Here is a 24,037-nt window from a genome sequence, read left to right on the forward strand (position 1 = left end):
TGTTACCGCGACATCTGCAATCTACTCAAAAAAGATTAATAGAGTCAAACATTTAGAAGAAAGAAGATAAATTTTTATCTGTAAACAACCCTGTCAGCAAGTTGAATACACTCTTTCACCTATCTTCAAAAGTATCTACATAAAATAGAAACCCAACCACACTAATCTACACCGCAACACTAACTTTTACTGCCCGCTCCCGCCCATCATCCACCAAGGGAATTCCCGCACCTTGCAACACAATACCATCGAGCAAGATATTGCCTTCACCCCCATCACGTTGAATGACTTCAATACGATAAAGCGTATTGCCAAAGCGATAATCCACCGCGTAACCCGGCCAGTCTTTGGGAAGGCAGGGTTTGATATGCAGTTCGTTGCCTTGGCGAGTGATGCCGAGTAGCGATTCCACCATCAGGCGATACAACCAACCCGCCGAACCCGTGTACCAACTCCAGCCGCCGCGCCCGGTGTGGGGAGCGATGGCGTAGACGTCGGCAGCGACGACATAGGGTTCGGCTTTGTAGAGCGCGACTGCAGCAGCACTGTTCCCATGATTTACTGGATTGATGATGTTGAAGAGTTCCCAGGCGCGCTGACTATCACCCAGTTCGGCGAAGGCCATGGTCGCCCAGATGGCGGCGTGGGTGTATTGACCGCCATTTTCGCGCACGCCCGGTACATAACCTTTTATATAGCCGGGGTTCATGGCGGATTTATCGAAGGGCGGATCGAGCAGTTGGATAATGCCCTGATCGCGGCGCACCAAATGCTTGTCGAGCGAGGCCATGGCCTGGCGCGCGCGCATGGGATCGCCTGCGCCTGATAGTACCGACCAGCTTTGGGCGATGGAATCAATGCGACACTCATCGTTGATCGCTGAACCCAGCGCGACGCCGTCGTCGAACCAGGCGCGACGGAACCAGGCGCCGTCCCAGGCGTACTGGTCGATATTCTGTTGCAGCAGCTTGGCTTCATGCAGGCAGCGATCGGCAAAGACCAGGTCGTGGCGTTGATGCGCGATTTTGGCGAAGGCAAGCAGCACTTTGTAGAGCATAAAACCGAGCCAGACGCTCTCGCCTTTGCCGTGGATGCCTACCAGATTCATGCCGTCATTCCAATCGCCCGAACCCATCAGCGGCAGGCCGCGCTCGCCAAAGCGTAGACCGTGTTCGATGGCGCGCTGGCAATGTTCATAGAGACTGGCGGTGTCGCTGCTCTGCCCCGGCAAGTCGTAATAGGATTCCTCGTCCTCATTGAGCAAACGCCCAGTGAGGTAGTGCAATTGTTCGTCGAGCACGCCGGTATCGCCAGTGGTTTGCACATAGTGGCAGGTAACCAGCGGCAACCAGAGATAATCGTCCGAACAGCGGGTGCGCACGCCGCGCCCTTGCGGTGGATGCCACCAATGTTGCACATCACCCTCGTGATATTGGCGCTGGGCGGCACGCAATAATTGCGCGCGCATCATGCCCGGTTGGCTGTGGGCGAGCGCCATGGTGTCTTGCAATTGATCGCGATAACCGTAGGCGCCGCCGGATTGATAGTAACCGCTGCGCGCCCAGAGGCGACAAGCGAGGGTTTGGTAGAGCAGCCAGCCGTTGGCGAGCACGTTGAAGGCGGGATCAGGCGTTTTGACTTGCACAGCGCCGAGGGTGCGCGTCCAGTATTCATGCACCTTGGCGAGGGCGGCGCGCGCCGATCCCAGATGGCGCATACGCTGCGCCAGCGCACGTGCCTGCTCAATATCCTGCCCGGCGCCGAGACGGAAAATAATCTCGCGCGACTCACCTTCATCCAACTCAAACGGGACTTGAATGGCGCCACAAGGGTCAAGCCCCGCGCCCAAACGACCAGAGAGACGCGTGCGGGTGAGTGCATCCGGATTGCCGAGCGAGCCATTGCGGCCGAGGAATTCGGTGCGGTCGCCGGTGAGGGTACGGGCGTTATCGTCCACATCAAAAAAGCAGGCGCGCCCGCCAAATTCGCTGTTGTAGGCATTGCGCGCGAAAAGTGCGCCGCTGGCAGAATCAATTTCGGTGACGGTATGCAAGGCGGATTTGGTGCGCAAATCGCCCAGCACCCACTCCACATATCCCGTTGCCGATAAGCGCCGCCTGCGCGCAGATAGATTGGTGACCTTGAGCACCGAGAATTTGACCGACTCTTCCAGATCCACATAGACCCAGAGCTGCGAGCAGACACTATCGTCCGTGTGTTCAAACACGCTGTAACCAAACCCATGGCGCGTGACATAAGGCGCCTGACCGGGTTTCGGCAAGGGCGTGGGCGACCAGACATGGCCAGTGTCTTCATCGCGCAGGTAAAAGGCTTCGCCGCCAGCACTGCCGACCGGGTCGTCACACCAAGGCGTTAAGCGGAATTCGTGGGCGTTTTCACTCCAGGTGTAGGCCAGGCCACTCTCGGAAATCACTGTGCCGAAACCCGGGTTGGCGATGACGTTGACCCAAGGCAAAGGCGTCATTTGCGCCCGCGTCGTGGTGATGATGTATTCGCGGCCATCAGGCGTAAAACCGCCCAGAGGGTTGGTGAGAATCAGGTCGGCGCGCGGTGCGATTCTCAGGGGCAGATTGGCCTCAGGTGTGCGTTTGCGGTTAGGCATAAGGCGCGCGACCTTCTTCTCGGCCAGCCCGTGCCAGCTGACTTGCTCCGCCAGACTGCCTTTGTTGCCGTCGATAATCGCCCGTGCCACAGACTGCAGCAGAATACGGTCTTCATGGGAAATCTGCTCACCCGAGCGCACAAAAATCCCACCGGGGCGATCAATCGCATGGCTTTCGCTGCCGGTGGCGATCAACCCCATAATCTGGTCTTGCAACCGCTGGCGATAGCCTATGTGGTCTTCATTCCAGATCACCAGATCGACCGACAAGCCTTTCAGGCGCCAATAGGCGTGGCATTGGATCAACTGCCGCGCCAGTTCGATGTGCTCACTGGTGGCAACTTTAAGCAGCACAATCGGCAGGTCGCCGGAGATGGCGTAACCCCACAAACCGGACTGGCCGCGCCGGTTCTGGATCAACACACTCGCTTCGGCGCGCAGGGCGGAATGGGCGTAGAGCACACTGCTGGCCAGGCGGCGATAAATCTGCGCATCGGCCTCACTCGCATTAATCTGCCGCAGGGTGACGCCGCTGTGAGTAGCAGCAAGGTCAAATACCCGATCAGCCAAATGACGATCCTGATAGCGGCTTACCAATGCCATACAGGCGTCGCGGGTGTCGGCGGTGCCGCTCACCAGATCGAGCGTCGCCACCTGCCCCGCTTCGAGCGTTATGCGGCAGCGGATGGCGACAATCGGGTCGAGCACCGAGCCTTGGCTACCCGAAAGCTCGCCGCCGTCAGTAACAGCTTGCGGTGCCATCAAGGTACGGCCACGGCCGGTGAAGCGCAGGCGATCAGTTTCATAGGAAAGCTGATCCACCGGACTGCCATTAGTGGATAACAAATGGAACATCCAGGGCGTGTGCTCACCCACCGAACGCGGGCGGCGGGTGCACAGTAACGCCCGTCGCTCAGGGAGGATTTCCGTCTGCACAAACAAATTGCCAAAGGCGGTTTGGGTCGCATCGGCCGCCGGTAACGCCAGCACCACTTCGGCATAGCTGGTGAGTTCCAGCGTGCGGGTGCGCGACGAGCGATTGGTGATGCGCAGACGGCGCAGCTCTATGTCGTCCTCAGGGGAGACGACCAACTCGGTATAGGTCTCGATGTCGTGGTCGCGGCGGCGGAATTCGGCGCGACCTTCGGAGAACATCGCCTCGTAATTATCAGCGCGCTTGAGCGTGGGTTGATGGCTTGCCGACCAGAAATCATTGGTCGTCGCATCACGCAAGTAGACAAACATGCCCCAGTTGTCGCGCGTTGCATCTTCGCGCCAGCGGGTGACCGCCAGATCTTTCCAGCGGCTGTAGCCGCCACCCGCGTTGGTGATCATCACCTGATAGCGACCGTTGGATAGCAGTTGCACTTCCGGCGTGGGTGTATCGGCTTCCAGAGGCGCGTAACTGGCGGTTTCGACCTGATCAAAAAGAGCGGCACCATCGGCGTGTTCGGCCACATGGGTATGCAGCACCGAGGACTTGGGAATGCGTTCCTGCAACAGCAACAAGGTGGCCTGAAACAAGGGGTCGGCGGCAAACCGGCGCTGCATGGGGCGATCCAGCAGCAGGTGCGCCAGCGCCAGCAAACTCATGCCCTGGTGGTGAACCATAAAGGATTGCACCAGTGCACTGGTCTGGCCGCGCGCCAAACGCGAGTCGGTATAGTCCACCGCTTCATAAAAGCCGAACCGCCCTTCTACTCCGGCGCTGGCCAACCGCTCCAGATTTTCACAGGCCGCTTCGGGTGCCACCATCAAGGCCAACACAGAAGCATAAGGGGAGATCACCGCATCCTCCGCCAAGCCGCGCTTAAAGCCCAAACCGGGCACCCCAAAGGCGTGATATTGGTAATTCAGGCTGGCATCAAAGGTGTAGTAACCCGATTCTGATACGCCCCAAGGCAGGCCGCGCTGTTTGCCGTAGGCGATCTGGCGACACACCGCCGCGTGGCAGGTTTGGTCGAGTAAGGTGCCTTCATAACTGGGCATCACCAGCATTGGCATCAAATACTCAAACATGGAGCCGCTCCAGGACACCAATACCGGCTCGCCCTCGGCCATGGTGCGCAAACGCCCCAGAGCGAACCAGCTCTCTTGCGGCACCTGGCCCTGGGCAATAGCAACGAAATTACACAGGCGCGCTTCCGAGGCGAGCAGGTCGTAAAAGCTGTTGTCGCGGCGATAATCGTCGAGGTTGTAACCCACCGCAATCAGGTGACGGGTGCGGTCGTAGAGGAAGTCATAGTCCATCGCGGCAAAGTGATTGGCCTGTGCAGCCAAGTCCACACAACGGGCAATACGTTCGCTGGCACGGGCGCTGGCCGCGTTGATCAAACCACGCAATTCCAGCAGCCATTCACGCTCGGCGGGAGTGCCGGGACGCAGCAATTGTTCATCCAACAGCGGTACCAGTGTCTCGCTGTAACCTGCCAGCCCCTTCAAGGTGGGAATGGCATTGAGCTCAGCAAAGGGCGCGAGGCTGGCCATAAACCCGGTCAATGCCGCAGGGGTAGCACGGAATACTAACCAGGGTGCGAAGAACAACAGTTCATCGCGGGCAGAGCCGCTCTGTTGCGCCAACGCTTGTCCCCAGTGTTTGGCTTCGTCCGCCAGGTTGCCATTGTCCGCGAAGGATGAGCCCATCCTGTCGCTGAGCAACTCACCACTCACCGCCAGGGTTATCCCCGGTTGGGCGGCCAGCCAGGTGTTAATGATGATGGCCGCTTCATTCACCGCTGTCAGGCAGTGCAACACACCGGGAACACTCGCGGTACGGCTACGGTAATCCTGCATACAGGCGCCGGTGAGCAGGCTGCGCAGGCGGATAATGGCATCCTGAATCACGGCGGGCAGTTCATCTTGCAGACGGGCGGCCTGCAGGCTATCGCTGAGCACCAGCAATGTATCGCGCAGGCCTTCAAATACCCGCGCCGCCGGGATTGCCTGCTCCGGCAAGGCGATTAACCCTGCGCGCAGGGTGAGTAAATGGCCCGCGAGGTTGCCACTATCCACCGCCGAAATGTAGCGCGGCGGCAGCGGCTGCAAACTGAGGGTGTCGTACCAATTAAAGAAATGGCCGCGATAGCGCTCCAGCTTGTCCATACTGCCAAAGGTATTGGCGGTGCGCTCAAGCAGTACATCGGCGGAGATAAAACCAAAATCATAGGCCGATAAGTTGCCCAGCAGCGCCAGCCCCATGTTAGTGGGCGAGGTGCGGTGCGCAATCACCGGGCCGGGATTCTCCTGAAAATTATCGGGTGGCAACCAGTTGTCTTCCGCCACCACAAAGCGCTCAAAATAAGCCCATGTTTTGCGGGCGATCCGGCGTAAAAACAGTGTTTGCTGCGGTGATAAACTCGTCTCGCTGCGCACCAGCGGCAGGCCCAGCCACCAGGCTCCCAGCGGGGCAACAAGCCACAATCCCAACAGCGGCAGCGCGACAATCAGGGCCGCAGGCTGCAAAAAGGCCAAGGCAGCCGCCGTTATCAGGGCAATCACTGGTGACGACCACAACAGGCGCCAACTCGCCGACAAACCACCGGCAGCGCCTTGCTCCAGCTCGGCGGAAGCGCGCCATTCCAACAACCGCGCGGGCGCAAACCACAGGCGCCACAAGCTGCGCAGAATCGCCGTCAGGCTATAGCTTGCTTCATGGGGCAAGCAGCTAATGCGGAATAGCGTCTGTATCAGGTGCCGCCCGGCGATAACGCTCACCGCCGCCAAATGCTGGCGCAGGAAGACTTCATCGGGTTTACGCAAGGTATCCAATGCGGTGGTCAGTATGGGTGGCAAAGCGATAAACCCGAGTACAGCCAGGGTCCACGCCAAGGGCGCAGGCAGCAGTACCCAGCCGATTAACAGCAGCAACAGCAGCGCCACCGGTGCCAGGCTGCGCAACAGGTTATCGGCGATTTTCCAGCGCGATAGCAGAGACAATGGATTCACCAACCGCTGCCCATTAGCACCCGGCACCCCCGGCCACAGCCAGCGGGCGATTTGCCAATCGCCGCGAATCCAGCGCTCGCGCCGACTCACATCCAACGAGTAGCGGACGGGCGCATCTTCATAAAGGTGGACATCGCTCAGCAGCCCGGCGCGCGCATAGCAACCTTCCAGCAAGTCATGGCTGAGGATACGGTTGTCAGGAAAGCGTCCGCCCAATACTTGCTCAAAGGCATCCAGGTCATAAATCCCCTTGCCGATAAACGATCCCTCACCAAACAGATCCTGATATACGTCCGATACCGAACGGGTGTAAGGGTCAATGCCCGACTCGCCACCATAAAGTTGCACATAACGCGAACGATTGGCCGCAGACAGTCCCGCCGCCATACGCGGTTGCAAAATGCCGTAACCACGGCGGATGAGGTGTCGTTCCGGGTCGTATACCGGGCGATTGAGCGGGTGCGCCATGGTGCCGACAAACTGGCGGGCGGCATCGCGCGGGAGTTGGGTGTCCGTATCCAGCGTGATCACATAACGCAATTTGGGCAGTGCAGCTATATCGCCCACAATCAGCGAAAAGGCATCAGAATAGCCCTGCCCCTCGCGCAGCAGCTGGTTTAAATCTGCCAGCTTGCCGCGTTTGCGCTCGTGGCCCATCCAGCAATGGGCACAAGGGTTCCACAAGCGCGGGCGATGAAACAGGAAAAAGCGATTCGCGGTGGGGTAGTCGCCCCCGGCACCGGAGGCCTCACCATCCGGTCTGGCATCGGGCGGATAGGCTGTATTGAGCCGTGCGATACCCTCACAGGCATGTAGTAACAAAGCGTTATCGCCGGGCAAGGTCTCGTGGGGGGCATCGCCCAAATCCGTCAACAGTGCAAAATAAATATGCGCATCGCGGTTACCCAAAAAGCGAACCTCAAGGGCTTCCAGCAAATCATCAATCCCGCGCTGATGGGTAAGCAGGCAGGGCACCACCACCAGCGTGGCCAATTCAGGGGGAATACCGCTGGCAAAATCCAGGCGCGGCAAGCGCTTGGGCAATACCCCCAGAGTCACCACCCAATTCACCAGGGTGGAAGCCAGTGGCGCAGTCGCCAGGAGCGCCAACATTGCCAGCAAGCCCCATTGCCAAGGGCCAATATCCGCCCCCTGCGCAAGGCTGAGTAAGCTCAGGCTTGCGCTCGCAACCAGGATCGCAATCGCCCCGAGGTATAAGGACAACCCTGCACCGGCAATCCGGCGGCGCAGGCGCACGATCAAAGGCACCCGCGCTGCCACACGCTGTTCCAATTGCGGCAGGCCGTCATCAATCAGGTAATAGCCCACATGCTGGCTGCACCCGGTCGCGCCACCCTGTTGCGCCAGCAGTATGGCGGCTCTCGCCACTTCGGCTTCTGCCAACTCACTTTGTTTGGCCAAGCGATCAATCACATGGCGGTATTCATCGCGCGTGGCAAAATCCATCTGCCCATAGGCATTGGCATAATTCGCCCCATCGTCCCGGTCCTCGCGCAAGATCTGCTCGACAATGCTCATGGTTTCCACAAACACGCGCCAATCGTAAGCGCCTAAAAACCGCAAGCTGCCGATGCTATTGCTAATAGAAACCTGATCCACCGCCTGCTGCTGGTTTTCGGCATGCACCATTTGTTCAATGGTCAAACTCTCTTCGGCGAGCCGCTGTTCAATCCAGGTCAATGGCAATGCCAACGCCGGGCCGAGGCCTTGTAAACGGCGCACTAATTCAGCGATAAACGCGCTCACCATGGGCGGGTTAGAACGCGCCATATCGGCGATCACAATGATTAGATTTTTCGGATCACTCTCCGCCACCTCCACCATCTGGCTCGCCCATTCGCGCGCCTGATTCAAATAGGCACGCGCAGTGGTAATGCGCAAACTCACACGGCGCAAATTCTCAATCAGCGCCAAGCGCAACATAATGGGAATCGCCCAGAGCTCACCGAGGGTCAGCGGTGTAATGGTTTGATAAGCCGCCACAAAACGGCTCAGCATTTCAGCATCAATACGGCCATCACCATGGGAAATGGCAGACAGCGCCAAATCGTACACGCGCGGCAAACCCGCCGACTGGCCACTGGCCAAACGCGGTAACTCGCGGCTGTAATTTTTAGGGAGATGACGCCTGGCCGTGCGAATTTGCTCTTCGATCATATAAAAATTATCGAGCAGCCACTCACCCGCTGGCGCAATGCGTGAACGGGCTTTTATCGCCTCGGTCAACAGCGCGCAGGCGCGTAACAACACCTGCTCGTTATCATCCAACCGCGTTAACAAACGGTCGCGCGTGCGCACGCTACTCAAGCTATGTTCACTCGCCAGCACTCGCCCAAAATGCTCCATTTGGTCAGCGCTGAATAACTCCGCCCGCAGCGGATTAAGATCCTCCGGCCGCTGTGCGCGCCGGTCATAAATCCCCCGGCGCCACAAACGCAAACTATTACCCACAGAAAAACGAGACAAAAAAGACAGGGACAAGGTTTTACCCCAGCGCGTGTTCAGCATAATGAAAGCCTTGGAAAAGATGGTTCCAACAAGCCTGAACAAATTGCATGGGGTTGTCTGTTCGCTAGCGATCTTTAGTGCGCAATTACTGTTATTTTTTACATTTCCCGTAACACACCTTGCCCTGCGTAGAGCACAACACAAAATTCCTCCAAATTAACGGCATTCAGGTTGCCTAGCGCACAGAGATCCATCATGGATGGGGTCACCCTCTTCATCATTCGCTGAATCACACCAAGGAGAATGCAATGAAGCACCACGACCAAACCCCGACACCACTGCCCGCCATTCAAGCGGCACATGTAGATAACAACAACCAACCTTTAACGACAAATCAGGGAGTGAAAATTGCCGACAATCAACACTCATTAAAAATCGGTTTGCGCGGGCCAACTGCGCTGGAAGATTTTATTCTGCGCGAAAAAATAACGCATTTTGACCACGAGCGAATTCCCGAACGTGTGGTGCATGCGCGCGGTTCGGCCGCCCATGGTTATTTTGAATGCTACAAAGCCTTAAGCGAACTCACCATGGCCGCGCCGTTTAGTGAAGATGGAAAATGCACGCCGGTATTTGCGCGTTTTTCTACCGTCGCGGGCGAACGCGGTTCGGCAGATACCGTGCGCGATGTGCGCGGATTTGCCGTGAAATTTTATACCGATGAAGGCAACTGGGATTTAGTCGGCAATAACATCCCGGTGTTTTTTATTCAGGATGCGATGAAATTTCCCGATTTAGTCCACGCCGTTAAAGCAGAACCGCACAATGCGATTCCACAAGCATCCAGCGCACACGATACCTTTTGGGATTTTGTTTCGCTTATGCCGGAATCCACCCACATGCTGCTGTGGCAAATGTCGGACCGCGCCATTCCGCGTAGCTATCGCACCATGCAAGGCTTTGGTGTACACACATTTCGGCTGGTGAATGCGCAAGGCCTATCCGTGTTTTGCAAATTTCACTGGACCCCCATGGCAGGCACTCACTCATTGGTGTGGGATGAAGCGGCAAAAATTATCGGCGCCGATCCGGATTTTCATCGCCGCGATTTATGGGAGGCCATTGCAGCAGAAGCCTTTCCCGAATACGAATTAGGCCTGCAAATCTTTACCGAAGAAACCGCCAATAGTTTTTCGTTTGATGTACTCGACCCCACCAAACTGGTACCAGAAGAATTGGTGCCCATTACCCCGGTGGGCAAAATGGTGTTGAATCGCAACCCGGATAATTTTTTTGCTGAAACCGAACAAGTGGCATTTTGTACTGCCCACGTTGTGCCCGGCATTGATTTCTCCAACGACCCGCTTTTACAAGGCCGCATTCACTCGTACATAGATACCCAAATTAGCCGCTTGGGCGGTGCTAATTTTCATGAGATTCCCATCAACAAACCTTTAGCGCCGGTGCATAACAATCAGCGCGATGGTATGCATCGCCATGAGATCCATTCGGGCCGTGTTAATTACGAACCCAATTCACTGGCCGGAGGCTGCCCATTTCAAACGGCCATGTCGGGTTACAAAAGTTATCCTGAACCCATTGCCGCCGATAAAGTGCGCGGCAGCCCGGAATTATTTTCCGATCACTATTCACAAGCGCGTTTATTTTGGCAAAGCCAATCGCCGGCAGAGCAAACCCACATTATCAGCGCTTTTCGTTTTGAACTGACGCGCGTGCAAACACTCGCTATTCGCGTGCGCGTATTGTCGCTGCTGGTTAATGTCGATGGGCAATTAGCCGAATCTGTTGCCAAGGGTTTGGGCATAGCCGTGCCGCCACCTATGCCGCTCGCCTCCACTGCACCCATTCCGTCTTATCCCATCTCACCCGCGCTCTCGCTGTTATCGCACCCAGGTACAACCGGTATAGCCACTCGTCAGGTAGCAATTTTAATCAGCAATGGTGTTGACCATCACACAGTTGCGGCGCTCGCAGAAGATTTGCGCAACAGCGGCGCTGTGCCGACCTTAATCAGTTCGCGCCTCGGCAACCTGAAAACGGCGGATGGCAGCACCCTGGATATTGACACCACGCTGGAGGCAAGCGCCCCGGTGCTCTACGACGGAATGATCGTCATCCAGGCGGATGAACAGCTTAAACATAATATCGATGCAATTGATTTTGTGCGGCAACAATATCGCCATTGCAAACCTATTTATGCCATCGCCAGCGATAGCATCTTAGCGGCAGCAGGAATTCCTTCGCGATTTTCTGACGGCACAGTTGATCCAGAACTCATGGTTGATCAAGAAACAATACAAGCCGATTCGCTTACGCAATTCAAAACGGCGCTGGCGGGGCATCGCTCGTTTGAGCGCGAAAAAAATCTACTCACCGGATAAAGACCTTATCCACCAACCTGTGTTTTATTGGAGAAAAATTATGGCTACTGCACAAAAAAATCCCGTTACTGACAACAAACCCAAAGCACAAGAGGCCATTGCCTTACTCAAAGCCGATCACAAACTGGTAAGCATGCTGTTTGAACAGTATGAAACGGCCAAGTCATCCACCAAAAAGAAATCTATAGTGTCGCAAATTTGCACTGAACTCACCGTGCATGCACAACTTGAAGAAGAAATTTTTTACCCGCAAGTGCGGGCAGCATTAAAAGACAAGGAATTAATCCCGGAGGCCATTGTTGAACATGCAACGCTGAAAGAATTAATCGCACAAATAGAGGACGGAGAACCAAGTGATGACCTCTATGACGCTAAAGTAAAAGTATTGTCTGAATACGTAAAACACCACGTAAAAGAAGAGCAGAACGAAATATTTCCCAAGGCCAAAGCCAGCAAATTGGATATGTATGCACTGGGCGAGCAATTACTCCAGCGCAAGGAGCAATTATTGTTCAAACCCTAATTTTACGTTGGCATATAAAACGCCACTGATAAAAATCAGTGCATGCCTTACTTCAAACCTGATACACAAAAACTTACAGGGTGGCAGCCTGACACCCGACTGGAGCTTGAAATGGATACACAATTTGCACAACGCCCGGAGCATAATTATCGCGATGGTGTCATTAGCACTCAGCCAGAAAACGACAGCGTCGTTGCCTGGTGTGCAGTTTTTGCTGGCGCTGTCGCGTCTGCCGCACTATCGCTCATTTTATTATTACTCGGCACCGGTTTTGGCTTAACACTGGTGTCGCCCTGGTCAAGCGAAGGCATTAGCAGCACGAGTTTTGGGGTGTCGAGTATTGTCGGCATCACCTTAATTTCGCTGGTGGCCTCTGCGATTGGCGGTTACATCGCCGGGCGCATGAGAACGCGCTGGATTAACACACCCAACGACGAAGTATACTTCCGCGATACGGCACACGGCTTTTTATCCTGGGCCGTTGCCACACTGGGCACCGCCGCCTTACTCACCTCCGTCATTAGCGGCATTATGGGCAGCGGTATTAAAACCAGTGGCGCCATTGCTGGCAGCGCAGCCGGTATTGCTGCAAGCGGCGTTTCAGCCGCACTCATGACAGACAAGAGTGACAGCAACACCACACTCACCTATATACTGGACGACCTGCTTCGCAAACAACCGAACGCTGCTGCAACCCATTCCCGGCAACAACCGCTCGCTATGGAAAATTCGGTCGATGGGTCACTCACCAGCGAACCGGCACCACAAACCAGTAACAACATGCCCGCCATGCACAAGGACTCACCCAAAGCTGAACTCATGCGCATATTTGTGTATGCCATAGCGACTGATTCCCTTCCACAACAAGACGTGAAATATGCAGGGCAACTGGTAGCGCAAGAAACAGGCATAGATCAACCAACCGCCGAAAAACACGTAACCGATAACTTCACCCTGCTAAGACAAAAATTAGACGAAGCCGAAACCGCTGCACTCGCCGCCGCAGACAAAGCACGCGAACTATCAGCCTACGCCTCGCTCTGGTTGTTTATTTCATTATTAAGCGGTGCGTTTATCGCCAGCTTGATGGCCGTATACGGCGGACGCCAACGCGATCTTAATTAACATTATTTTTTACGGAGAAAAACATGCGTTCAATATTACTTTTCATGCTCGGTATTCCAATCCCCATTATCATCCTCATCGCCATACTCACCTAAGCGATAAAAAAATGGCCCTAAAGTGAATCACTTTAGGGCCATTTTTTATTACTCAACAAACCATCTTTATCAGGCGCAAACCGCCCTCAACAATGATGACGCTTTTTCAGGTAGCACTCCTCCACCCTCTGGCTCACCCATTCGCAGACATGATTCAAATAGGCTTGACCACTTGGCACCAGGCTGGCTGTCAACTGGCGATCATTGAATTGCAAAGGGCGCTGATTCTTCATAATCGGGAATATGTAATGGGCGGTAATTACATTGATGGCGAAGATCTGTTACACAACCCACCAGCACTTGAATGCTCATTTACATTCTTTACCATGCTCAAAAGCACTACCCAGATAAAAACAAATCCTTTATAGTCAACAGCTTAGCGTGTGCGCCCGGGCATATATCCTGCCCCCGCAAGGTAAATAATTCGCATGCTCGTTTTTCACCAGCTGTTGATTAACGCAACTGAGCTGATTTTTTATTTGAATCAATTGCTTAGAAAGGTTTTTTACAAAAAATCAGAAATTAGAAAACATGCATGCGCGGCATACAAATGTTAGGCTTATTGGAGTCGCTATGAAGAAATTTGGCATATTGCTATTTGTTGTCTTAATCTCATTGGTTGGTATTTCATTCGTAATTGCCAAATGCCTAGGACCAGATGCCTCGACAATGACATCACCTATTTGGTCAAATTTCTGGCAAGTCTTAAATAACCTTGTTTTACTGGCAACACTTCTTGTTGTGGCTTACTACACATACGAAACATATTGCCTCCGTAAAGCAGCCGTCGAAAACAATACTCTCTCGTACCGCCCAATACTCATTTTTGATGCAGGAGCCCAATTTTGCACCGTAAAAAATAAAGGATACGGTCCTGCACTAAACACAGCTTTAATTATTTGGGACGGAAAAACCATGAGGGTCACTGCCGATAGCGCAGTGCCAGGTATCATGGCGCCTGGAATCGACTCATACTGTTTCAATGCACATATAGAAGTCGATTCAGCCGGGTTCAAAAAAAGATTGCCGGGGTTCTCTTCCCTAATAGAACGCATTACAGGTACTAACCATGCGCTATTTTGTTTGACATACCGGGATCTCGCTGGAAATCGCTTTTACAGCATAATTAATGGTAGTAACGAGATAAATTATGAGGGCGTGTTTGAGCATGGCAAAATCGAAACGGCCTAACAACTGGCTCAAATCGTTCGCTGCACTCACTGGGACGGGCTAAAGCCTGCTGGTATTTGGGAGTCTAATTAGCTTTGTGGCTCGTATGGGCAGCTTGGCTAATATTTTCCAGCATGCAAGGTTACACTGAGCTGCTTTTATACAAGGTGGCAACAAGCCTAACAAAGTGTATCAACTCGTGCGCTGGACAGTTTTTAAGTCGCGGCTTTGTGGTTTTGCTGCGCAAAAGTAACCCACAAATCCACAACTTAAAAACTGCCGTTGTACACGGCGTTATGAGGGGATTATACCAACTGAAATTATTCAATTTAGGGAAGTTGAAGGAAATGAAAGCTTCCCTTCTCTTTGTGACGAGCTGAGAGAATTTATATCAAATCAGCTTTCCGATTTTAAATATTCATTAATTGCGGATCTTTCTCATATTGATCAGAGGGCAGCAACATACGAAGATCCGGAAATTGAAAGCATTACGCACAAATATGATAATTGTTTTATTCTAAACTATAGCTATGAATACTACATCGACAAAGGTTGTTCTGACTTTAACGAACAAGGAACAAAAAGTGAGTCTGTTAGTTTCACCTTGGATAGGAATGGAACTATAAAAATAGAAATCCCCGACATAACAAATGCGCGAGGCTATCGAATTTACGACTAGTGCGCCCTAAAAACATTTTCATAACAAGCGACTGTGGCAAAAACAGGCAAATACGACATCAAAATCATCACTTTCGCTCACTGAGCATCCCGCCCGCAATTGGCCGATCACGGCTGCACAAGAAAGCCTTGGGCGTAGCAGCCTTTTAATTTTTGTTAAATCTGGCCTGGAGAGCAACCATAGAGCCTAAAGCAAATCGAACGGTTTTCTATCCAAAAGACAGTCGATGAACGCACCCAGGAGGGCTGGTCGATGCTGTCTGCTCGGATAGTAGAGAAACAACCCCGGGCGCGAAATCGACCAGTCCGCGAGGACCTGGACCAAACGTCCCTGGGCCAAAAGTTCACCCACACCATCTCGCTCAAAGTGATAAGCGATGCCGAGCCCGTTTAGTGCAGCAGCAACGCCGATGTCAGCATGATTAGTCACGATGGGGCCGTCTACTGCCACCTCCAGCCGTTGCCCTTTTTTATTGAACTCCCAGCGATAATACCTACCATCCATCTGGAGCCGCCAGTTGATACAGGCATGATCATGCAACTCGGCAGGTGACTTGGGTGTTCCTCGGCGCGCGAGGTAGTCCGGGGACGCTACAGCAATCATGTTCAGGTCTGGCGTGAGGCGGATGGCAACCATGTCTTTCTCGAGCTGTCCGCCCACGCGGATGCCCGCGTCAAATCGGCCAGTAACAATATCAGCCAGCGAGTCGTCGACCACTATGTCGAGGACAACATCAGGATAGGCTTGATGGAAGCGGGAAAGTCGGGGCGCAATGATAGTTCTCGCGGCGATCCCCAGTGTATTGATGCGAAGCGTGCCGCTCATCTGTCCTGTTGCCTCACTGGCTTCAGCGATGGCCGCCGCCATCTCTCGAAACAGCGGCGCTATGCGGTTGTATAGCAACTCGCCACTTGCCGATGGTGCAACACTTCGAGTAGTACGGTTTAGAAGACGTGCGCCGACGCGACCTTCGAGCTGTCGGATGGTCTGGCTGAGAGCCGAAGGCGATAGCCCCAGATGCTCTGCTGCTCGGGCAAAACTCTGACGCTCCACGACAGCCACAAAAGCCTTTAGCTCAGCAAAATCAGATCCACGCATTATGCACTCTTCTCTTCATACTCCATTTCGATTCTATGGTATTCACTAAACTAATGCCAGAACGCATTCTGTGAACTCACCCACCCAACCAAGGAGTTCACAATGTCTGCACTAACTCTCCCCGATCCGATTGCCGCGTATTTCGTGGCAGACACGCGAGCCCCCGACGACGCTCGTTGTTTCACACCACAAGCCTGGAGATAAGGGTATGAGCTTCAACCTTCATTTGAATGGCCTTCGGGCTGTAGTTACCGGCGGCACCCTGGGCCTTGGCGCTGCGGTTGTGAAAACCCTTGTGGAGGCCGGTGCTAGAGTGGCGACATCCGCACGCACTTTGCCTGCGCAGCCAGTAGAAGGAGTGACCTATGTAGCTGCTGATCTATCAACAGCAGAAGGCGTGAATCACTTTGCTCAGGCCATCCTGCAAAAGTGGGGCGGCGTCGACATCTTGATCAACGTGCTTGGGGGCTCCAATACACCCGGAGGCGGTTTCGCGGCGATCAGCGATGAGCATTGGTTCGCCGAGCTGAATCTGAACTTGATGCCCGCCGTACGCTTGGATCGTGCACTACTGCCAACGATGTTGACTCAAGGCTCGGGGGTCATCATCCACGTCAGCTCCATCCAGCGTGTGCTGCCTCTGCCCGAATCCACTACCGCCTACGCCGCAGCCAAGGGTGCCCTCACTACGTACAGTAAGTCGTTGGCAAGAGAGGTAACGCCAAAGGGAGTTCGTGTGCTGAGCGTTGCGCCGGGATGGATTGAGACCGAAGCTTCCGTAGCCTTCGCGGAGCGGATGGCAGCAGAGGCAGGAACGGATTACGAGGGCGGCAAGAAAATCGTTATGGATTGGCTCGGAGGAATCCCAGTAGGTCGACCAGCCAAACCAAATGAGGTTGCTGATTTAATCGCCTTCCTTGCGTCCCCGCGATCCGCGTCGATCACAGGGACAGAATATAGGATCGACGGCGGCACAGTTCCCACCCTATAACCAACAGTCGGAAGAAGATGAGTGGCGGCGAGCCCTATGGCTTGCCGCACTCCCATCCGAGTTCTAAAAGGTAAGCGCCTAAGCTCTCGTGCCCTGGCCGAATTTCATGATGTTCCGAAAGAATATCTGTCGAAATACTTAACAAATAAAAACTCTATCAGCTAGCACCCAACAACCGCTGCATTTCCTTGCGCACTACGGCATAGCATTCGCAAGCATAGCTCTCCAGACTTTTGCGGTTGAGCACCGAGATATGTCCGCGACGGTAGCTGATGCAACCATTTTCCTGCAAGCTCGCCGCCGCTGCTGTCACGCTTTCGCGGCGTACGCCGAGCATGTTGGCGACTAATTCTTGTGTGAGTATAAATTCACCGGAGGTAATGCGATCCAGTGTGAGCAATAGCCAGCGGCTGAGTTGTTGTTCGACTGAATGATGGCGGTTGCACGCAGCGGTTTGGGAAACCTGGGTGATAAGCGCCTGGGTGTAGCGTAACAATAATTGTTGCAATGCAAGATTGCGGACAAACTCGGTTTTTAACAGCGAGCGCTCCAAGCGATAGGCATAACCACTGGTGTGAACCATGGCAGAGCTAGGCGTGGTATTACCGCCCGTAAATAGCGAAATACCCACCATACCTTCATTGCCTACACCGGAAATTTCCACCGAAGCACCCGAGGTGGTGACATAGTGCAAAGAGACAATGGCGCTGGTGGGAAAATAGGCGTGTTGTAATTGGGTGTTGGGCTCGTAAAGCATATCGCCCAAACGCAATGGCACTAATTCCAAATGCGTCGCAAAGGCGTCGAGTTGCGCACAGGGCAATGCCGCTAATAAATGATTTAACATCGGGCGCTGCTGGGATTCTGCAATCGACATCGATGACCCTTTTGGTTTCTGCACCAAGGCAGGTGTGACTACATCCATCTTAACAACTCGCGGTATTGTTGATAGCGGCATTGCTGTACACCATTTGTTTGCATTCAACACCTATGCCGCGATAGCCAATAAAACGGCAAGATTGATCGAACATGGGTTCACCACTCACACGGTAATGTTGCTGCGAGCCATCGGTATAGGTACGGCTAAAAGCAAAATCAATAAAGGGTTGGCGCGCTTCAATTGCTGCATGCAATTGCGCACGTTCGGCAGCATCCCAGCCGTCGTCATCAGTGTTATGGGCGCTGCCATCCAGGCTATCGACACGAATACCTAGCATATCCAATACCGGGCCGGACACTTTAGTGAAGCGACCCGTTTCATCCTGCTCCCAGTACCAGTCCGATGCCAGTTCAGTCAGGCTGCGAAAGCGCGCTTCGCTCTCGCGCAATTCTGCGGTGCGTTCGGCCACTTTGGCTTCCAGTAATTTGCTGTAATCTTCCAATTTTTTATACAACAATCGCACTTCCAACATATTGTTGATGCGTGTTTTCACTTCAATTAAATCAAAGGGCTTACTAATAAAATCTTTCGCCCCGGCTTGCAGTGCGCGTACTTTATGCGCGGGCTGCGCCGTGAGAACAATCACGGGCAAATAGCCGTCGATAATATTGGTTTTCAGTGCTTCCATCACTTGAAAACCATCCATCGCTGGCATCTGCAAATCCAACAGGATTAAATCGTACTGATGTTGACGATGCAGTGCACACACCTCGGTTGGGTTGAGTGTAGATGTCAGGTTTTTATAGCCAGCTTCGCTCAACAATTGCTCCAGCAATTGCACATTGGTGAGCTGGTCATCCACGATCAAAATGTTTGCTTTCAGCAAATCGCCCTGTGTCAGCATCATAGCGCTTGCTCTGGTTGTGCCGGATGGGCAGCGGCATATTTGAGCGTGAGGTCGAGCGTATCCATAAATTCATTCACTTTAATGGGCTTGGTGAGATAACGAAAAAAGCCCGCCTCCAAGCCCTTGGCTATATCGCGCGGCATGGCATTAGCGCTCAACGCCACAATCGGAATATGTTTGGTTGTAGGGTCTTTGGCGAGAATAAGCAGTGCAGTAATACCGCTGATACCAGGCAAATTAATATCCATCAAAATCATATCGGGCAGCGCACTGCGCGCTAGCGCAACACCTTCCAAGCCATCGCGCGCGGTGATTAATTTAATATCGGGGCGGCGGGCAATCAGATCTTCCACTAGCATCAAATTGGCAGGGTTGTCTTCCACATATAACAACAAGTGCTGCTCTTCATTGGTTTGGCGATAAATTTTTGTTGGTTCATCACTGACTTCGCCCACATCCTGCACGCGGGTATTGGTTAAATCCATTTCCACCCAGAATACGCAGCCCTGACCGACAACACTGTCCAAACCAATTGCACCACCCATTAACTCAACTAACCGTTTGGTCATTACCAAACCTATGCCGGTGCCCTCTTCCGCATTGGCCTCCTGCCCAAGGCGATTAAACGGCTGGAATAATTGTTCAATTTGTTCCGGTGCCAGGCCTGAACCGGCATCCTCTACGGAGATGCGAATGCGCCCTGGTATGCGCTCCTCGCAAGTTACTTTGACACTGCCACCAACACTGTTGTATTTGATTGCGTTGGACAGCAAATTAATCAGTACCTGTTTAACGCGAGTGCGATCTGCCTTTACAAAGTAGCGCATGCCCAGGGGGGGAAAAGTGACATGGATGCCGCGCTTATGGGCTTGAGGCTCAATCATGGCCGCACACTCCAGCATTACATCTGCCAAGCCCATAGGCTCAAGCGACAGCGATAATTTGCCCGATTCAATCAAGGCGAGATCGAGAATTTCATTAATCAATTCCAGCAGATACCAGCCCGCTTGCAGAATCTGATCGATGCTGCGTTTTTGCGTGGCGGTCGGTGGAGGATTACCCGATTCAATTAATTGTGCAAAACCTAAAATCGCACTCAACGGTGTGCGCAATTCATGGCTCATGCTGGAGAGAAAATCAGATTTGGCGAGGTTGGCTTTTTCCGCAATCGCCATAGCCTGATTCAACTTTAACTCAGCCTGTTTGCGCTGCGAACTGTCGGTGCCAATCAGCAAATAGCCGATTAAATTATTTTCATCATCGCGCAGCGCCGTTATCGAAACTATCGCCGGAAAACGGCTGCCGTCTTTGCAGATATAGGTGAGATCGTAAATATCCTCGATGCCGCGCGACGCCTTATAGGACAAGGCATCAAACCCCGGATTAATAGCCGCGCCCAACTCCAGGCTCAAGGCTTGCGCGCGTGCCAGTTCTTCTTCCGGATCGTGAATATCACAGGGGGAAATTTTATTGACAATATCGGCGGCGGAATATCCCAAGGTACGCTCGGCACCGATATTGAATAGTTGAATAATGCCCTTTTCATCGGTGGCAATAATGGAAAAGTTGGCACTGGTCAAAATCGCATTTTGCAAGGCGCCGGTTTTTAATAACGCCTGCTGCCGCGCCACCTCTGTTACACACTCCACATTGCGTGGATTCCCCTGGGGCGACGCACTGTTTTCTGCATTAATCATCCACGCATCCCCTAACAATAAATAGTATCAAGCCACACTGGAAAAGCATGAAAGAGACTGCCCTCACCAGAAAACCGCTCATCATCATGACTTTTTATGCCCCTGTCTGTACGCTAGCGAACATAGCCGCAACATAAAGCCCCTGGTGACCCGACATAAAACAAAAAAAGCCAGCACAAGGCTGACTTTTTGATCACTACGTGAGTGCTATCAAACCCTTATTTTTTCGGGTAGCTAAAAATCACATTCACACGGCGATTATCCTGCTGGCCGGCAGCACTGGTGTTGTAAGAGTGACGACGGTTTTTACCAAAACCTTCCGCACTCAAACGTGAACGCTCAATGCCTTCGTTTTTCACCAGGTAATCCACCACATTTTGCGCACGTTTTAGCGAAATCTCTTGCGCCAGTGCGGGCGTGGTTTGCAAATTCGCGGTGTGCCCTTCTACTGTGGCGGTAACCGTTTTGTTTTCTTTCAGGAATTTACCAACCTTGGACAATTCAGTGTGGTACTGGGGTTTAACCGCAGCACTGTTGTTATCAAACTCAATTAACATTCCCATGGTGACGCGTGCAGCAGCAGGTGTCAGGCCTTCTACATCGTTCGCACAAGAAATCATCGCGTTAATACGACGGTTAGCACGCTTACCCGCTTCTGTGGCGTTATCCGCAATGGGGCGAGTATCGCCATAACCGACAGCACTGATGCGTGCACTGGCAACACGTTGATCGCGTACCAAATAGTTCATGGCGCTCTCGGCACGATTGCGCGACAACACCATGTTGGATTCCGGCGTGCCAACATTATCGGTATGACCTTCAATAACCGCTTTGGTATCCGGGTATTTTTTCAGGAAGGTGCCAACAACCGCTAACTGTTCCAAGTCTTCGCGCTGAATTTCTGAATTGTTGATATCAAATTGCACATCCAGAGTGGTGCAATATTCATCGCGCATTTGATCGCGACGGGTTACTGGCTCGTCGTATACAACGGCCGGTGCAACATTATTTTCACCAAAGCGATAGAGTGCGCCGAGTGAATAAAGGTTAATCGCGCCGTTATTGCCCATGACATCATTGATCGCATAACGCTCTGCTTCCAAACGCATTCCGAAGCGTTGGGTGAAGTCATATTGCAAACCGCCGCCCCATTTAAAATTCACATCGCGATCACGACGGTGCGCATCGGTCACAATGACATCGCCGCTGCCTTGAAAGCGATCTTTTGATTCACTGTAGTGTGCACCGGCACGGGCAAAGGCCGACAGTTTTTCCGTCATTGGCAAGGAGCCAACCAAGTCAATATTAAAGCCGCGCGTTTTGGTTCGGGTTTTTAATGCGCCGACTTGATCCTTTATGGCGCGCGATCCAAATTGTCCCAAATCAAAATAACCGCCTTCCAGCGCGAAATTATCATTCAGTTGATAACCGGCAAATACTTTAAAGCCGTTGTCGCGATCATCATCGGTAATAGAAGTTAAACCGCCACCCAATTCATTGTTGGCAATTAAACCGTCGTTAATACTTTCGTGTGTTTGGCCGATGTTTAAACCACCGTACCAATTAGACGTGAGGTCGTATTTGTTGTCGGCCTGCGCTAACAACAGCGGGCTGCCAACCATGGCAACCAAACCAATAGCCAGTGCAAGGCGAGTTGGCTTGAGACATTGTGTAGATAAATGTTGTGGTGTGTGTTTCATGTATAACTCCGGGAGGATATGCCGTCCGTTGTTGCGCGGAGTGCGCAGCCAGACCTTAGGCTCAATAGGCTGAGCGGCTTCTTCGGTGGCCAGTATCGGAGTTTGCACACTGCAAGTCGGTGCGCTGGCAGACACAGTCTTTTAATTATGGCGACATTCTTTCAGCCACAGCACCATCACCCTGCAACACCTGCAAGCCATTGGCTTAAGGCTTCATTAACACGCAGTGGTTGCTCAAGCACAGAGAGATGGCCGCTGTCATTCACAATAATCAAGCCCGCGCCCGGTATTTCATTCACCATTTCCTGATGTAAACCAATGGGCGTAATGCCATCTTCACGGCCACATAACACCAGGCTAGGGCAGCGAATTAAATGTAAAAACGGAAAACTATTAATGCGTTTCGCCATGGCATGTTGCTGACGGGAAAATACCTGCTCACCCAAATCGTTGGCCATACTGTGGATCAGGTTGACCAACCACACATCATCAAAATGCGCAGGCAATAATTGCTTGGGAATTAATTCATCAACCACTTGCTGGAAATGCGTTTGTGCAGACTGAACCGCCGCATAGCGATTCTCCCGCGTGGTGGGCGTATCTGTGCGCGCACTGGTATCCAATAACGCCAGCCCGGTAATACGCTCCGGTGCCTGACGCATCATTTCAAGTGCAACATATCCACCCATGGATAATCCAGCGAGGGCAAATGCACCGGCCGGGGCCCGTGATAATACTGATGCTGCCATACCGGCAATGCTGGTGGCTTTGGTTAAATCGCCCACCGATACGTGGGCGATGTTAGCAAGACCTGCTGTTTGGTGTTGCCATACTCGTGCGTCGTGCAATAACCCGGGCAGTAGCAATAAATGTGGCAACGAATGACTATTCACGACAGCAACCTTGTTAATAAAAACATTATTTAACGCGCATATCATTTTTGACCGATTTAACGCCCTTCACCTGACGTGCCAAAATCACGGCTTTATTGATATCGCTTTGCGAGCTGACAAAACCACTGAGCTGTACAACACCTTTATAAGTCTCCACATTAATCTCAGCGACTTTTAAGGCTTGGTCTTCCATGATAGAGGCTTTTACTTTGGTAGTAATAACACTGTCATCAATATATTCACCCGTGCTGGAGCGGGTTGCTGTAGAACCGCAGCCCAACAGGGTGGCGAATAACAGGCTAATTAAAAAAGCGACACCAAACACTTTGGTGGTTGGAAAATGCATTGTGTTCATAATAACTCCGTTGAAAAGGATATTTTTTGTCGGTAATACACGGTGGGGCTGCGCATGCTGATTACAGCGAACTAAAATCCACGACATAATCAGGACCGGCTTGAGTGTGCCAGCTTCATCCCGCTCACTCGGTACGCCAGAGCACAAAGGTGACCATATTGGCTGAGGTTTTTAATTGCATCCCATGTACGCTAACGCACGGACAAGCAACACCCGGCCATAGCAGACTGACCTTTCTAAACAGCGCAGAGAAAAATGTATGGATTGGAAAAAAGTTATCGCCTTTGTTCTTATCGGCTTAGGCATTGTTGGCCTTGCTTATGGCGGATTCAGTTACACCAAAGAGACGCACGAAACCAATATTGGCCCGCTGAAATTAAGCGTCAAGGAAGAACAGCGAGTGAATATCCCTCTCTCGCTGGGGATTGGTTTCATTTTGCTGGGCGGGTTACTGCTGGTAGTGAGTAAGAAGCATTAATCATGCA

The 24,037-nt window shown here is 52.7% G+C and carries 14 protein-coding genes; 6 read left to right on the top strand and 8 right to left on the bottom strand.

Annotated elements, in window-relative coordinates:
- Positions 1–166: 166 nt before the first annotated feature.
- Positions 167–9,097, bottom strand: coding sequence for a GH36-type glycosyl hydrolase domain-containing protein (locus tag B0D95_RS10185; protein ID WP_078043806.1), 8,931 nt, complete (start codon positions 9,095–9,097; stop codon positions 167–169).
- 248 nt (positions 9,098–9,345) lie between these two features.
- On the opposite strand from B0D95_RS10185, the gene B0D95_RS10190 reads away from it, so the two are divergent.
- The 4 genes from B0D95_RS10190 (at position 9,346) to B0D95_RS10210 (ending at position 14,373) form a co-directional block, all read left to right on the top strand.
- A complete protein-coding gene (locus B0D95_RS10190; RefSeq protein ID WP_078043807.1) occupies positions 9,346–11,439 on the top strand; it encodes a catalase in 2,094 nt (697 codons plus the stop codon).
- Positions 11,440–11,479: 40 nt separating this feature from the next.
- Positions 11,480–11,962, top strand: a complete 483-nt coding sequence (locus B0D95_RS10195; RefSeq protein WP_078043808.1) for a hemerythrin domain-containing protein — start codon at positions 11,480–11,482, stop codon at positions 11,960–11,962.
- A 111-nt stretch (positions 11,963–12,073) separates the two neighbouring features.
- Complete coding sequence (locus B0D95_RS10200) at positions 12,074–13,087, top strand: hypothetical protein (RefSeq protein ID WP_078043809.1); 1,014 nt, start codon at positions 12,074–12,076, stop codon at positions 13,085–13,087.
- A 668-nt stretch (positions 13,088–13,755) separates the two neighbouring features.
- Entirely contained in the window at positions 13,756–14,373 is a 618-nt protein-coding gene (locus B0D95_RS10210; protein ID WP_078043811.1) for a hypothetical protein, read from the top strand.
- 844 nt (positions 14,374–15,217) lie between these two features.
- On the opposite strand, the gene B0D95_RS10220 is transcribed toward B0D95_RS10210, so the two are convergent.
- Positions 15,218–16,129: a LysR family transcriptional regulator gene (locus tag B0D95_RS10220; protein WP_078043813.1), complete on the bottom strand. Its 912-nt coding sequence runs from the start codon at positions 16,127–16,129 to the stop codon at positions 15,218–15,220.
- 208 nt (positions 16,130–16,337) lie between these two features.
- Between B0D95_RS10220 and B0D95_RS10225 the strand changes: the two genes are divergently transcribed.
- The gene (locus tag B0D95_RS10225) at positions 16,338–17,120 is read left to right on the top strand and encodes an SDR family oxidoreductase (RefSeq protein ID WP_078043814.1); all 783 of its coding nucleotides are present in this window, start codon (positions 16,338–16,340) and stop codon (positions 17,118–17,120) included.
- Between the two features lie 157 nt (positions 17,121–17,277).
- Here B0D95_RS10225 and B0D95_RS10230 read toward each other — a convergent pair whose 3' ends face one another.
- The 6 genes from B0D95_RS10230 to B0D95_RS10255 all read right to left on the bottom strand — a co-directional run bounded on the left by B0D95_RS10230 (position 17,278) and on the right by B0D95_RS10255 (position 23,552).
- Entirely contained in the window at positions 17,278–18,078 is an 801-nt protein-coding gene (locus B0D95_RS10230; RefSeq protein ID WP_246841771.1) for a Crp/Fnr family transcriptional regulator, read from the bottom strand.
- A complete protein-coding gene (locus B0D95_RS10235) occupies positions 18,047–18,907 on the bottom strand; it encodes a response regulator (RefSeq protein WP_078043815.1) in 861 nt (286 codons plus the stop codon). Before B0D95_RS10235 ends, B0D95_RS10230 begins: the two co-directional genes overlap by 32 nt.
- Positions 18,904–20,604 (bottom strand): ATP-binding protein, encoded by a 1,701-nt coding sequence (locus B0D95_RS10240; RefSeq protein ID WP_078043816.1) that lies wholly within the window; start codon positions 20,602–20,604, stop codon positions 18,904–18,906. The genes B0D95_RS10235 and B0D95_RS10240 overlap by 4 nt, the downstream gene beginning before the upstream one ends.
- A gap of 218 nt (positions 20,605–20,822) precedes the next feature.
- On the bottom strand, positions 20,823–22,304 hold the full coding sequence (locus B0D95_RS10245) for an OmpA family protein (RefSeq protein WP_078043817.1): 1,482 nt from the start codon (positions 22,302–22,304) through the stop codon (positions 20,823–20,825).
- 176 nt (positions 22,305–22,480) lie between these two features.
- Positions 22,481–23,197 (bottom strand): alpha/beta fold hydrolase, encoded by a 717-nt coding sequence (locus tag B0D95_RS10250; RefSeq protein ID WP_246841772.1) that lies wholly within the window; start codon positions 23,195–23,197, stop codon positions 22,481–22,483.
- A gap of 25 nt (positions 23,198–23,222) precedes the next feature.
- Complete coding sequence (locus B0D95_RS10255; protein WP_078043819.1) at positions 23,223–23,552, bottom strand: BON domain-containing protein; 330 nt, start codon at positions 23,550–23,552, stop codon at positions 23,223–23,225.
- Between the two features lie 259 nt (positions 23,553–23,811).
- Between B0D95_RS10255 and B0D95_RS10260 the strand changes: the two genes are divergently transcribed.
- Positions 23,812–24,030 (top strand): hypothetical protein, encoded by a 219-nt coding sequence (locus tag B0D95_RS10260; RefSeq protein WP_078043820.1) that lies wholly within the window; start codon positions 23,812–23,814, stop codon positions 24,028–24,030.
- Positions 24,031–24,037 lie beyond the last annotated feature (7 nt).

Origin of the sequence: Cellvibrio sp. PSBB023, from assembly GCF_002007605.1 — a bacterium.
Classification (GTDB): Bacteria; Pseudomonadota; Gammaproteobacteria; order Pseudomonadales; family Cellvibrionaceae; genus Cellvibrio.

Bases quoted from the DNA above. Each gene is read 5' to 3' on its own strand.
- B0D95_RS10185 (WP_078043806.1), bottom strand. From the start codon at position 9,097: ATGCTGAACACGCGCTGGGGTAAAACCTTGTCCCTGTCTTTTTTGTCT.
- B0D95_RS10190 (WP_078043807.1), top strand. From the start codon at position 9,346: ATGAAGCACCACGACCAAACCCCGACACCACTGCCCGCCATTCAAGCG.
- B0D95_RS10195 (WP_078043808.1), top strand. From the start codon at position 11,480: ATGGCTACTGCACAAAAAAATCCCGTTACTGACAACAAACCCAAAGCA.
- B0D95_RS10200 (WP_078043809.1), top strand. From the start codon at position 12,074: ATGGATACACAATTTGCACAACGCCCGGAGCATAATTATCGCGATGGT.
- B0D95_RS10210 (WP_078043811.1), top strand. From the start codon at position 13,756: ATGAAGAAATTTGGCATATTGCTATTTGTTGTCTTAATCTCATTGGTT.
- B0D95_RS10220 (WP_078043813.1), bottom strand. From the start codon at position 16,129: ATGCGTGGATCTGATTTTGCTGAGCTAAAGGCTTTTGTGGCTGTCGTG.
- B0D95_RS10225 (WP_078043814.1), top strand. From the start codon at position 16,338: ATGAGCTTCAACCTTCATTTGAATGGCCTTCGGGCTGTAGTTACCGGC.
- B0D95_RS10230 (WP_246841771.1), bottom strand. From the start codon at position 18,078: ATGCCGCTATCAACAATACCGCGAGTTGTTAAGATGGATGTAGTCACA.
- B0D95_RS10235 (WP_078043815.1), bottom strand. From the start codon at position 18,907: ATGATGCTGACACAGGGCGATTTGCTGAAAGCAAACATTTTGATCGTG.
- B0D95_RS10240 (WP_078043816.1), bottom strand. From the start codon at position 20,604: ATGATTAATGCAGAAAACAGTGCGTCGCCCCAGGGGAATCCACGCAAT.
- B0D95_RS10245 (WP_078043817.1), bottom strand. From the start codon at position 22,304: ATGAAACACACACCACAACATTTATCTACACAATGTCTCAAGCCAACT.
- B0D95_RS10255 (WP_078043819.1), bottom strand. From the start codon at position 23,552: ATGAACACAATGCATTTTCCAACCACCAAAGTGTTTGGTGTCGCTTTT.
- B0D95_RS10260 (WP_078043820.1), top strand. From the start codon at position 23,812: ATGGATTGGAAAAAAGTTATCGCCTTTGTTCTTATCGGCTTAGGCATT.